General features: G+C 71.0%; 9 protein-coding genes. 8 read left to right on the top strand and 1 reads right to left on the bottom strand.

Translation table 11 applies throughout. The features are described 5' to 3' along the window. Positions 1–34: 34 nt before the first annotated feature. Complete coding sequence (gene fdhD, locus FB457_RS08325; protein WP_047018820.1) at positions 35–865, bottom strand: formate dehydrogenase accessory sulfurtransferase FdhD; 831 nt, start codon at positions 863–865, stop codon at positions 35–37. A gap of 181 nt (positions 866–1046) precedes the next feature. Here fdhD and FB457_RS08320 point away from each other — a divergent pair, with 181 nt between their 5' ends. From FB457_RS08320 to FB457_RS08285, 8 genes are all read left to right on the top strand, one after another. Continuing rightward, positions 1047–2228, top strand: a complete 1182-nt coding sequence (locus tag FB457_RS08320; RefSeq protein ID WP_047018821.1) for an ROK family transcriptional regulator — start codon at positions 1047–1049, stop codon at positions 2226–2228. A gap of 304 nt (positions 2229–2532) precedes the next feature. Next, positions 2533–4068 (top strand): sugar ABC transporter ATP-binding protein, encoded by a 1536-nt coding sequence (locus tag FB457_RS08315; protein ID WP_047018822.1) that lies wholly within the window; start codon positions 2533–2535, stop codon positions 4066–4068. Next, positions 4069–5091 carry an ABC transporter permease gene (locus tag FB457_RS08310; protein ID WP_047018823.1) on the top strand — a complete coding sequence of 341 codons (1023 nt, stop codon included), beginning with the start codon at positions 4069–4071 and terminating at the stop codon, positions 5089–5091. It abuts the gene before it with no gap. Then, positions 5088–6155 carry a substrate-binding domain-containing protein gene (locus tag FB457_RS08305; RefSeq protein ID WP_486588961.1) on the top strand — a complete coding sequence of 356 codons (1068 nt, stop codon included), beginning with the start codon at positions 5088–5090 and terminating at the stop codon, positions 6153–6155. Before FB457_RS08310 ends, FB457_RS08305 begins: the two co-directional genes overlap by 4 nt. Positions 6156–6243: 88 nt before the next feature. Further along, positions 6244–7449 carry a Gfo/Idh/MocA family protein gene (locus FB457_RS08300; protein ID WP_047018825.1) on the top strand — a complete coding sequence of 402 codons (1206 nt, stop codon included), beginning with the start codon at positions 6244–6246 and terminating at the stop codon, positions 7447–7449. Between the two features lie 58 nt (positions 7450–7507). Beyond that, the gene (locus FB457_RS08295; RefSeq protein ID WP_047018826.1) at positions 7508–8509 is read left to right on the top strand and encodes a sugar phosphate isomerase/epimerase family protein; all 1002 of its coding nucleotides are present in this window, start codon (positions 7508–7510) and stop codon (positions 8507–8509) included. Positions 8510–8706: 197 nt separating this feature from the next. Then, a complete protein-coding gene (locus FB457_RS08290; RefSeq protein WP_145781387.1) occupies positions 8707–11166 on the top strand; it encodes a PQQ-dependent sugar dehydrogenase in 2460 nt (819 codons plus the stop codon). Between the two features lie 70 nt (positions 11167–11236). Further along, a complete protein-coding gene (locus tag FB457_RS08285) occupies positions 11237–12565 on the top strand; it encodes a ThuA domain-containing protein (protein ID WP_078898494.1) in 1329 nt (442 codons plus the stop codon). Positions 12566–12636: the final 71 nt, after the last annotated feature.

The raw sequence follows: 12636 nt of genomic DNA, 5'->3' as shown, positions 1-12636 counted from the left end.
GGTGGACACTGTCTACCCGCCCGCCCGGGGTGCGTCAGAGCACGATGCGGTGGTCGCCTGCGTACACGTTCATGGTGTCCCCGCGCAGGAAGCCGACCAGCGTCATGCCGGTCTCGGCGGCGAGGTCGACGGCCAGGGAGGAGGGCGCTGAGACGGCGGCCAGGACGGGGATGCCGGCCATCGCCGCCTTCTGGGCCAGTTCGAAGGAGGCGCGACCGGAGACCATCAGCACGGTGCCGGAGAGCGGGAGGCGGTCCTGTTGCAGGGCCCGGCCGATCAGCTTGTCGACGGCGTTGTGCCGGCCCACGTCCTCACGCAGGTCGATCAGCTCCCCGCCCTCGGTGAACAGGGCGGCGGCGTGGAGCCCTCCGGTGCGGTCGAAGACCCGCTGCCCGGCCCGCAGCCGGTCCGGCAGCGCGGCCAGGATCCCGGGCGCGAGACGCATGCCCTCGTCGCCGGGAGGCCAGCGCGTCGTCGTACGGACCGCGTCCAGGCTCGCCTTCCCGCACAGCCCGCACGACGACGTCGTATAGACGTTCCGCGCCAGTGTGATGTCCGGCACCACCACGCCCGCGGCCAGGCGCACGTCCACCACGTTGTACGTGTTGCCGCCCTCCGCGCCGTCCACCGCCCCCGCGCAGTACGTGATCCCGGCCAGCTCCCGGCCCTCGGCCACCACCCCCTCGCTGACCAGGAACCCCGCCGCCAGTGCGAAGTCGTCACCCGGCGTCCGCATCGTGATCGCCAGCGCCCGGCCCCCCAGACGGATCTCCAGCGGCTCCTCCGCCACCAGCGTGTCCGCCCGCCGGTCCACCCGCCCCCCGCGCACCCGCACCACCGGACGCCGCACCGTCACCCGACCCATGCCGGTCAGCGTACGCCGCCGATGGCGACCCCATCTTTGTCCTGATGGTGGAGAAAGTAGATACCGATTCCTGCAGAACTTCTTCCCTCGGTGGCGAAGCACTGCTACGTTTCCCTCGGAAAGCCGACAACGGCGTACGAGAACGACGTACGCGAGGCCGGGGAGGAGTGGCGTGAGGCGCATGACAGCTCGGCCCGCGAACGCGCACCAGGCGCGACTGCTCCGCCTGCTGCGTGACGGCGGGCCGAACTCCCGGGCGCAGCTCGGCGATCAGGTGGAACTGTCCCGGTCCAAGCTGGCGGTCGAGATCGACCGGCTGCTGCAGACCGGGCTCGTGGTCGCCGACGGCCTCGCCGCCTCACGGGGCGGACGCAGGTCGCACAACATCCGCCTCGCGCCCTCGCTGCGCTTCCTCGGCGTCGACATCGGCGCCACCTCCATCGACGTGGCGGTCACCAACGCGGAGCTGGAGGTGCTCGGTCATCTGACCCAGCCCATGGACGTGCGCGAGGGCCCGGTAGCGGTCTTCGAGCAGGCGCTGGCGATGGCGGCCAAGCTCCGCGCCTCCGGGGTGGCGGAGGGGTTCGACGGCGCCGGCATCGGCGTCCCGGGTCCCGTCCGCTTCCCCGAGGGTGTGCCGGTCGCGCCGCCGATCATGCCCGGCTGGGACGGCTTCCCGGTCCGCGAGGCGCTCAGCCAGGAGCTGGGCTGCCCCGTCATGGTCGACAACGACGTGAACATCATGGCCCAGGGCGAGCAGCACGCCGGTGTCGCCCGTGCCGTACGGGACTTCCTCTACGTCAAGATCGGCACCGGCATCGGCTGCGGCATCCTCGTCGGCGGCGAGGTCTACCGCGGGACGAACGGCAGCGCCGGCGACATCGGCCACATCCAGGTGGAGGTGGACGGGCGCCCGTGCGCCTGCGGTAACCGCGGCTGCCTGGAGGCGTACTTCGGCGGTTACGCCCTCGCCCGGGACGCCGAGAACGCCGCCCGCGAGGGCCGGTCCGCGCAGTTGGCCGCCCGGCTGGAGGAGACCGGCGAGCTGGAGGCCAAGGACGTCGCCGCGGCGGCGACCGCGGGCGACGCGGTCGCGCTGGACCTCATCCGCGAGGGCGGCACCCGTACCGGCCAGGTCATCGCAGGACTGGTCAGCTTCTTCAACCCCGGTCTCGTGGTCATCGGCGGCGGCGTCACCGGCCTCGGTCACACGCTCCTCGCCGCCATCCGCACCCAGGTCTACCGCCAGTCGCTGCCCCTGGCGACCGGCAACCTCCCCATCGTGCTCGGCGAGCTGGGCCCCACCGCGGGGGTGATCGGCGCCGCCCGGCTCACCAGCGACCACCTGTTCTCGCCCGCCTGACGCCGGGCGCGGACATCCGCGCACCACCCGTACGGCCCGCACCACCCCGGGCCCGACCCACCGCACCACCCCAGCACCACAGGCACCGAGAGCACCACCCGCACCACTCCGCAGCACCCGCAACTCCCGCAGCACCCCCGGCCGACCGTGGCACCACCCGCGCAGGCCCCCGCACCACGCCGCTGCCCTCCGACCACTCCACCGCACCACCCGCACCGCCCGGTGAACCCGCCCGTTTGCGCTCCGCCCTGCCCAACCTGCCCCTGCGCAGCCGCAGTCGGAGCACCGCCGAGGAGATCCGTACATGGCGCCTACGTCAGATACGCCGCCCACCCCCGCCACACCCCTGCTCACCATGACGGGGATCACCAAGTCCTTCCCCGGCGTCCGCGCGCTCGACGGCGTCGACCTCGACGTCGTGGCCGGCGAGGTGCACTGCCTGCTCGGCCAGAACGGCGCCGGCAAGTCCACCCTCATCAAGGTCCTCGCCGGCGCCCACCAGCCCGACGACGGCACCATCGTCTGGCAGGGCGACGAGACCGCGCTGAAGTCGCCGGTCGCCGCCATGCGGCTGGGCATCGCCACCATCTACCAGGAACTCGACCTGGTGATGCACCTGTCGGTGGCGGAGAACGTCTTCCTCGGCCACGAGCGCTCCTCCGGCGGGTTCATCAAGGCCCGCGAGGCGCACAGCGCCGCCCAGGACCTGCTGGCCCGGCTCGGCCACCCGGAGATCTCCGCGTCCACCATCGTCGGCGACCTCTCCGCCGCCGGCCAGCAGGTCGTCTCCATGGCCCGCGCGCTCTCCCACGACGTGAAGCTCATCGTCATGGACGAGCCGTCCGCCGCGCTCGACCCCGACGAGGTCGACAACCTCTTCCGGATCGTCGCCGACCTCACCGAGCAGGGCGTCGCCGTCATCTACATCTCCCACCGGCTGGAGGAGATCCGCCGGATAGGCGACCGCGTCACCGTGCTCAAGGACGGCCGCGCCGTCGCCCGCGGGCTGCCCGCGCAGAGCACGTCGACCAACGAGATCGTCACCCTGATGACCGGCCGCAACGTCGCGCACGTCTTTCCCGAGCGGCCCGAGGCGCCCGGCGCGGGCAAGGATCCCGTGCTCACCCTCGAAGGGCTCGCCAGGCAGGGCGAGTTCGCGCCGGTGGACCTCAAGCTCGCCCCCGGCGAGATCGTCGGGCTCGCGGGCCTCGTCGGCTCCGGCCGCTCGGAGATCCTGGAGACCGTCTTCGGCGCCCGCAAGCCGACCGCCGGCCGGGTGCTCGTCGACGGCCGCCCGCTGCGCCCCGGGAGCGTCACCGCCGCCGTCAAGGCGGGCATCGGGCTGGCCCCCGAGGAGCGCAAGTCGCAGGCGCTGCTCATGACGGAGTCCGTCAGCCGCAACGTCTCCATCTCCTCGCTCACCCGCTTCTCCACCGGCGGCTGGCTGGACCGGTCGGGGGAGCGGGCCGCGGCCCGGCAGGCGGTACGCGACCTCTCGCTGCGTCCCGACAACCCCGACGCCCTCGTCCGCACGCTCTCCGGGGGCAACCAGCAGAAGGCCGTGCTCGCGCGCTGGCTGCTGCGCGACTGCCGGGTGCTGCTGCTGGACGAGCCCACCCGCGGCGTGGACGTCGGCGCCCGCGCCGAGTTGTACGCGCTCATCCGCAGGCTCGCCGACGAAGGCGTCGCGGTCCTGCTCGTCTCCAGCGAACTCCCCGAGGTCCTCGGCCTCGCCGACCGCGTCCTCGTACTCCGCGAGGGCCGGGTCGTGCACACCGCCCCGGCCCGGGATCTCGACGAGCACCGGGTGCTCGACCTCGTCATGGAAGGGACCTCGTAAGTGTTGAGCAAATCGGACTCGCTCTCCGCCCCGGCGCCGGAGAAGCCTCAGGGGAACGGCAACGCCGCCGACTGGCACAGCCGTCTGGACTTCAGACTCCTGGCGCTGGTCGGCGTGCTCGGCCTGCTGGTCGCGGTCGGCGCCCTCACCAAGCCCGACCAGTTCCTGGACGTCGACAACTTCCGGCTGATCCTCACCCAGTCGTCGGCGATCGGCGTCGTCACCATCGGCGTGACGCTGGTCATCATCGGCGGCGGCATCGACCTGTCGGTCGGTGCGATCGTCGCCCTCGCCTCGGTCTGGGCGACGACGCAGGCGACGCAGGACTACGGCCTGACGGGCATGCTCTTCTGCGCCATAGCCGTCGGCATAGGCTGCGGCCTGGTCAACGGCGTCCTCATCGCGTACGGCAGCCTCGTGCCGTTCATCGCCACGCTGGCCATGCTCGCCTCCGCGCGCGGCTTCGCCGAGCAGATGAGCGACGGCCAGACGCAGATCGTCGAGGTCGACGCGGTGCTGGACCTCGGGAACGCGGACGCCCGCATCCTCGGCATCCCGTACCTGGTCCTCATCTTCCTCGGCGTCGCCGCCCTGGGCTGGGTGCTGCTCAACCGCACCACCTTCGGCCGCCGCACCGTGGCGGTCGGCGGCAACCCCGAGGCCGCCCGGCTCGCCGGCATCGACATCAAGCGCCAGCGCCTGCTGCTGTACGGCCTGTCCGGGCTCTGCTGCGGCATCGCGGCGTTCATGCTCATCGTGCTCGCGGGCTCCGGCCAGAACACCAACGGCAACCTGTACGAACTGGACGCCATCGCGGCCGCGATCATCGGCGGCACCCTGCTCAGCGGCGGCCGGGGCACCATCACCGGCTCGGTGCTGGGCGTGGTCGTCTTCACCACCATTACCAACCTCTTCGCGCTCAACAACGTGCAAAGCGACGTACAGAAGATCGCCAAGGGCGCGATCATCGTCGCCGCCGTCCTTATCCAGCACCACACTTCGCGTAAATCCTCGACGCAATGAAGGGTCGTACTCACATGCCAGAATCGCCTTTCAGCCGGAGAAACATGCTCTTCGGCGCCGCCGGTGTCTCGGCTGCCGCCTTCCTCACCAGTTGCACCAGCAATGACGACAGCGACGACGAGGGCGGCTCCGAGCAGCAGCAGGCAAACGTCTCGGACGACAAGCCGGGCAAGCCGGTCACCATCGGCTTCGCCGGCCCCGAGGCCGACCACGGCTGGCTCAACGCCATCAACGACAACGCGCGCTCGCGCGCGGAGAAGTACGAGGACGTCACCCTCGACATCACCGAGGGCTCGAACGACACGGCCACCCAGATAGGCCAGGTCGACTCGCTGATCAACAAGAAGGTCGACGTCCTCGTCATCCTCCCGGCCGACGGCAAGGCGATGACGCAGGCGGGGCTGAAGGCCATGCGGGCCGGCATCCCCGTCGTCAACCTGGACCGGATCTTCAACAGCCCGCAGGCGTACCGCTGCTGGATCGGCGGCGACAACTACGGCATGGGCCTGAACGCCGGCCGGTTCATCGGCGAGCAGCTCAAGGGCAAGAGCAACGCGAAGGTCGTGGAGCTGGCCGGGCTCGACAACCTGGAGCTGACCCAGCAGCGTACGAAGGGCTTCGACGACGCGCTGAAGAACTACCCCAACATTGAGAAGGTGGCCAGGCAGGCCGCCGAGTTCACCGTCGAGTCGGGCCAGCGCAAGATGTCCGACCTGCTCCAGGCCGTGCCGGAGTTCGACGCCATCTGGAACCACGACGACGACCAGGGCGTCGGCGTCAAACGCGCCATCGACCAGTCGGGCCGCGACGAGTTCATCATGGTCGGCGGCGCCGGTTCCAAGGCCGTGATGGACTCCATCAAGGCCGACGACTCGGTGATCAAGGCCACCGTCCTGTACCCGCCGACGATGGCCGCGTCCGCGATCGACCTCGCGCGCGCCCTCGGCCAGCAGAAGGGCGTCTCGGGCATGGCCGAGTTCGAGATCCCGGCGTCGATCACGTTGTACTCCGCCGTCGTGAGCAAGGACAACATCGACCAGTACCTGCCGACCGGCTTCAACTGACGGGAATCCAGCGCCAGGAGCCGCACGCCCGGAACTGCCGGAACGACCGCTGCGGCGCGCCGGAAGCAGCCTACTGACAAGGAGTTCTATGTCCCACGACACGACCGCACCCGCGCTCGGCGTCGGCATGGTCGGCTACGCGTTCATGGGGGCGGCCCATTCGCAGGGCTGGCGGACCGCCGCCCGGGTCTTCGACCTTCCGCTGACTCCCGTCATGGCCGCGATCTGCGGCCGCGACGAGGACAAGGTGGCCACGGCGGCCCGCAAGATGGGCTGGGCCGCCGCGGAGACCGACTGGCGCCGGCTCATCACCCGGGACGACGTGCAGCTCGTCGACGTCTGCACGCCGGGCGACAGCCACGCGGAGATCGCCATCGCCGCGCTGGAGGCGGGCAAGCACGTGCTGTGCGAGAAGCCGCTCGCCAACACCGTCGCCGAGGCCGAGGCGATGGTCGACGCCGCGGCGCGGGCGCGGGAGCGCGGGCAGCTCGCCATGGTCGGCTTCAACTACCGCCGGGTGCCGGCCCTGGCGTACGCGCGCGAGCTGATCGCCCGCGGCCGGCTGGGTGCGCTGCGGCACGTGCGTGTGACGTACCTGCAGGACTGGCTCGTCGACCCGGAGTTTCCGCTCGCCTGGCGGATGCAGAAGGAGAAGGCGGGCTCCGGGGCGCTCGGCGACCTCGGCGCGCACATCGTCGACCTCGCGCAGTTCCTCACCGGCGAGCCGCTGGTGGGCGTCTCGGCGCAGACCGAGACGTTCGTGAAGGAACGGCCGCTGCCGTCGGCGGCGGCGGGGCTCTCCGGCGCGGCGGCCGGCGGCGGCGAGCGCGGTCCGGTCACGGTGGACGACGCCGCCCTGTTCACCGGCCGGTTGGCCTCGGGTGCGCTGGCGTCCTTCGAGGTCAGCCGGATGGCCGCGGGCCGCAAGAACGCCCTGTCGGTGGAGCTGAACGGCGAACACGGCTCGCTCTCCTTCGACCTGGAGCGGCTGAACGAGCTGCAGTTGCACGACCACGCGGAGCCGGCCGAGACCGCCGGCTTCCGGCGGGTCCTGGTCACGGAGCCGGAGCACCCGTACCTGGAGGCGTGGTGGCCGCCGGGCCACGGCCTCGGGTACGAGCACACCTTCGTGCACCAGGTCCGCGACCTCGTCCACGCCGTCGCCACCGGCGCGCAGCCCGCGCCGTCCTTCGCGGACGGGCTGCAGGTCCAGCGGGTGCTGGCGGCCGTGGAGGAGAGCGCGGAGAAGAACGCCGTCTTCACGCCCGTGGTGCAAGCCGGCCAAGCCACCTGACCCCACCCGGATCAGCCGACCACCCCCGGAGGCACTCCGGAGAAAGAGGCAGCACACGATGCCCCGGAACTTCACCCTCTTCACCGGCCAGTGGGCGGACCTCCCCCTGGAGGAGGTCTGCCGGCTGGCCCGCGACTTCGGCTACGACGGCCTCGAACTCGCCTGCTGGGGCGACCACTTCGAGGTGGACAAGGCCCTGAACGAGCCCGGCTACCTCGACGGCCGCCACCAGTTGCTGGAGAAGTACGGCCTGAAGTGCTGGGCCATCTCCAACCACCTGGTGGGCCAGGCGGTCTGCGACCACCCCATCGACGAGCGCCACCAGGCCATCCTCCCGGCCCGGATCTGGGGCGACGGCGAGCCCGAGGGCGTCCGGCAGCGGGCCGCCGCCGAGATCGCCGACACCGCGCGGGCGGCGGCGGCCTTCGGCGTCGACACCGTCGTCGGCTTCACCGGCTCGTCGATCTGGCATCTGGTGGCGATGTTCCCGCCGGTCCCGCCGCACATGATCGAGCGCGGCTACCAGGACTTCGCCGACCGCTGGAACCCGATCCTCGACGTGTTCGACGCCGAGGGCGTGCGCTTCGCACACGAGGTGCACCCGTCCGAGATCGCGTACGACTACTGGACGACGCACCGGGCGATGGAGGCGGTCGGCCACCGGCCCGCCTTCGGGCTGAACTTCGACCCCAGCCACTTCGTCTGGCAGGACCTCGACCCGGTCGGGTTCCTGTGGGACTTCAAGGACCGCATCTACCACGTGGACTGCAAGGAGGCCCGCAAGCGGCTCGACGGCCGCAACGGCCGGCTCGGCTCGCACCTGCCCTGGGGCGACCCGCGCCGCGGCTGGGACTTCGTCTCGGCCGGCCACGGCGACGTGCCGTGGGAGGACGTCTTCCGGATGCTCCGCTCGATCGATTACGCGGGGCCCATCTCGGTGGAGTGGGAGGACGCCGGCATGGACCGGCTGCAGGGCGCGCCGGAGGCGCTGCGGTCGCTCAAGGCGCTCGACTTCGAGCCTCCGCAGACGTCGTTCGACGCCGCCTTCGGGGGCGACTGACGCCGCAGCGGCGCGGAGCGCAGCCCGGCGGCGGCACCCGCCGCCGGGCCGCTCCGGCATGTCCGGGGGTCACTTTGTCCTTATCAAGGATGAAGATAACTGAAGTCCTGTCAAAGGGCTTCTCTATCCTGCAAAAGGCGGTTACGTTCCTGTGATGTCCCTGACATAAACCCCCCACTCTCGGCAGGAGAGATCAGGTGCACACCAGAAGGATCCGGAGAACGCTCACGAGGACGGTGACGGCCCTGCTGGCCGCGCCGGCCCTCGTGCTGGGCACGTCCGCCACCGGCGCCGCGCACCCGGGCGAGGACCACGAGGCCCCGGCCGCGGCGGAGTTCCAGCAGGTGACGCTGGCCAAGGGCGAGCCCGAGATGGGCGAGCCGATGACCATGGCGGTGCTCCCCGACCGGTCCGTGCTGCACACCTCGCGCGACGGCACGGTACGGCTCACGGACGCCGCCGGTACGACGAAGATCGCGGGCAAGCTCGCCGTGTACAACCACGACGAGGAGGGCCTGCAAGGCGTCGGAGTCGACCCGGGCTTCGCGCAGAACCGGTTCGTCTACCTCTACTACGCCCCGCCCCTGGACACCCCCGCGGGCGACGCCCCGTCGGACGGCAGCGCCGCCGACTTCGCGCCCTTCGACGGCGTCAACCGGCTCTCCCGCTTCGTCCTGAAGGACGACGGCACCCTCGACACCGGCAGCGAGAAGGCGGTCCTGGACGTGCCCGCCTCCCGCGGCCTGTGCTGCCACACCGGCGGCGACATCGACTTCGACGCCCAGGGCAACCTGTACCTCTCCACCGGCGACGACACCAACCCGTTCGCCTCCGACGGCTACACGCCCATCGACGAACGCGCCACGCGCAACCCCGCGTTCGACGCCCAGCGCTCCGCCGGCAACACCAACGACCTGCGCGGCAAGGTCCTGCGGATCAAGGTCAACGCCGACGGCTCGTACGACATCCCGGACGGCAACCTCTTCGCGCCCGGCACCGAGAAGACGCGCCCCGAGATCTACGCCATGGGCTTCCGCAACCCGTTCCGGCTCAGCGTCGACAAGCCCACCGGCACCGTCTACGTCGGCGACTACGGCCCCGACGCCGGTACCGCCGGCGACACCCGCGGGCCCGCAGGGCAGGTCGAGTTCGCCCGTATCACCGAGGCGGGCAACTTCGGCTGGCCGTACTGCACCGGCGACAACGACGCGTACAAGGACTACGACTTCGGCTCCGGCGCCTCCGGGGCGGCCTTCGACTGCGGCGCGCCCGTCAACGACTCGCCGCACAACACCGGCCTGACGGAACTGCCCCCCGCCCAGCCCGCGTGGATCCCCTACGACGGCAACTCCGTCCCCGAGTTCGGCAACGGCTCCGAGTCCCCGATGGGCGGGCCCGTCTACCGCCGGGACGAGGTCGACGACGGCTCCGCGGTCGCCTTCCCCGCAGAGTACGAAGGGAACTTCTTCGCCGGCGAGTTCGGCCGCAAGTGGATCAAGCGGATCGAGCAGGGCGGCGACGGCACCGTCGCCGCCATCAACGACTTCCCCTGGTCCGGCACCCAGGTCATGGACATGGACTTCGGCCCCGACGGCGCCCTCTACGTCCTCGACTACGGCACCGGCTACTTCGGCGGCGACGAGAACTCCGCCCTCTACCGCATCGAGAACATGACCGGCGGCGCCTCGCCGGTCGCCGAGGCGAGCGCCGACAAGACCTCCGGGCAGGCGCCCCTGGCCGTGCAGTTCTCCTCCGCCGGCACCACCGACCCCGACAGCACCGAGCTGACGTACTCCTGGGACTTCGGCGACGGCGCCACCTCCGACCAGGCCGACCCCGCGCACACGTACGCGGAGAACGGCACGTACAACGTCACCCTCACCGCCACCGACCCCGACGGCCTCACCGGCAGCGCCAACGTGCAGATCACCGTCGGCAACACCGCGCCCACCGTCACCCTGGACCTGCCGCGGGACGGCCAGTCCTTCTCCTTCGGCGACGACGTGCCCTTCGAGGTCACCGTCGCCGACCCGGAGGACGAGAGCGTCGACTGCGGTAAGGTCCGGGTCGCCTACATCCTCGGCCACGACTCCCACGGCCACGAGATGACCAGCGCCAACGGCTGCAGCGGCACCCTGAAGACCGCAGCGGACGGCGAGCACGACCCCAACGCCAACCTCTACGGCGGCCTCACCGCCACGTACACCGACGGCGGAGGCGGCGGCCAGGGCGCCCTGACCGGGACCGACCAGGCCAAGCTGCAGCCCAAGCACCGCCAGGCCGAGCACTACGACGGATCCCAGGGCGTCGCGCCGCAGAGCAAGCCGGCGGCCAACGGCGGCAAGACGGTCGGCGACATCCACGCCGGCGACTGGATCGCCTTCGAGCCCTGGGTCCTGTCCGACGTCACCGGGCTCACCGCCCGGATCTCCTCCGCCGGCGCCGGCGGCACCCTGGAGGTGCGCGCGGGTGCCCCCGACGGGACGCTCCTCGGCTCCACCGAGGTGCCGGTCACCGGCGGATGGGACACGTTCCAGGACGTCACGGCGACCCTGTCGGGCGCCCCGGACGGCACCACGAAGCTCTACCTCGTCTTCGCCGGCAGCAGTACGGACCCGCTGTTCGACGTCGACGACTTCACCCTCACCACCGGATAGCTCCCCCCACCGCCCCGCCGGCTCCGGCCGGCGGGGCGTCCCACCCGACGAGACCCTCAAGGAGCGCACTGTGAAAGCTCCCGGACGCCTCGCACTCGCGACGGCGGCGGTCGTACTGACCACCCTGGCCATGAGCACGTCCGCGGTCGCCGAGAAGCCGGCGAAGAAGGCGGAGGGCGAGCACGTGCTCGTCTTCTCCAAGACCGCCGGCTTCCGCCACGACTCCATCCCCGACGGCATCGAGACCATCAAGCAGCTCGGCGCCGACAACGGCTTCACCGTCGACACCACCGAGAACGCCGGCGTGTTCACGCCCGGCACCCTCCAGCAGTACGACGCGGTCGTCTTCCTCTCCACCACCGGTGACGTGCTCGACGCCAAGCAGCAGCGGGCCTTCGAGGACTACGTGCGCGCGGGCGGCGGCTACGTCGGCGTGCACGCCGCCGCCGACACCGAGTACGACTGGCCGTTCTACGGCGGCCTCGTCGGCGCGTACTTCCACTCGCACCCGCACAACCAGACCGCCACGGTCAAGGTCGAGGACCACGACCACCCCGCCACCGCCCACCTGGGCGAGGACTGGGTGCGATTCGACGAGTGGTACAACTACCGCACCAACCCCCGCGGGAACGTCCGTGTGCTGGCCAGCCTCGACGAGAGCTCGTACACCGGCGGGAACATGAGCGGGGACCACCCCATCGCCTGGTGCCAGACGTACGAGAGCGGCCGGTCCTTCTACACCGGCGGTGGCCACACCAAGGAGTCGTACGCGGAGCCCGAGTTCCGCGCCCATCTGCTCGGCGGCATCCAGTACGCCGCCGGGGCCGTCGAATCGGACTGCAGTTCTGCCGAGAGCGACTACACTCCGATCTTCGACGGCACTTCCACCGAGGGCTGGAAGCAGGCCGGGCCGGGCTCGTTCCGCCTGGAGGACGGCATCCTGACCTCGGAGGGCGGCATGGGCATGCTGTGGTACGAGGCCAGGCAGTTCGGTTCGTACTCCCTCAAGCTCGACTGGCGCATGGAGGGCGACGACAACTCCGGCGTCTTCATCGGGTTCCCGCCCTCCGACGACCCCTGGTCGGCCGTGAACAACGGCTACGAGATCCAGATCGACGCCACCGACTCCCCGGACCGGACCACGGGCGCCGTCTACGGCTTCCAGTCCGCCGACATCGCCGCGCGCGACGAGGCGCTCAACCCGCCCGGCGAGTGGAACACCTTCGAACTCCGCGTCGAGGGCGAGCGCCTGCAGATCTGGCTCAACGACGTGAAGATCAACGACTTCACGAACACCGACCCCGCCCGCAGCCTTGCGGACGGACACATCGGGATCCAGAACCACGGTGCGGACGACCAGGTGTCGTTCCGCAACATCCTGGTGAAGGATCTCCCGTGAACGCCGTGGGCGGGAGGTCACGACGCCTCCCGCCCACGGGCGCACCGTGTATCTGAACTGAACACACGTGG

The organism is Streptomyces sp. CNZ287 (genome assembly GCF_007827615.1).
The sequence above is the reverse complement of the archived record's forward strand: the minus strand, read 5'-3'. Positions and strand labels throughout refer to the sequence as shown.

What these genes read in the sequence shown, in the direction of transcription:
- fdhD (WP_047018820.1), bottom strand. Translation starts at nt 865, where the DNA reads ATGGGTCGGGTGACGGTGCGGCGTCCGGTGGTGCGGGTGCGCGGGGGG.
- FB457_RS08320 (WP_047018821.1), top strand. Translation starts at nt 1,047, where the DNA reads ATGACAGCTCGGCCCGCGAACGCGCACCAGGCGCGACTGCTCCGCCTG.
- FB457_RS08315 (WP_047018822.1), top strand. Translation starts at nt 2,533, where the DNA reads ATGGCGCCTACGTCAGATACGCCGCCCACCCCCGCCACACCCCTGCTC.
- FB457_RS08305 (WP_486588961.1), top strand. Translation starts at nt 5,088, where the DNA reads ATGAAGGGTCGTACTCACATGCCAGAATCGCCTTTCAGCCGGAGAAAC.
- FB457_RS08300 (WP_047018825.1), top strand. Translation starts at nt 6,244, where the DNA reads ATGTCCCACGACACGACCGCACCCGCGCTCGGCGTCGGCATGGTCGGC.
- FB457_RS08295 (WP_047018826.1), top strand. Translation starts at nt 7,508, where the DNA reads ATGCCCCGGAACTTCACCCTCTTCACCGGCCAGTGGGCGGACCTCCCC.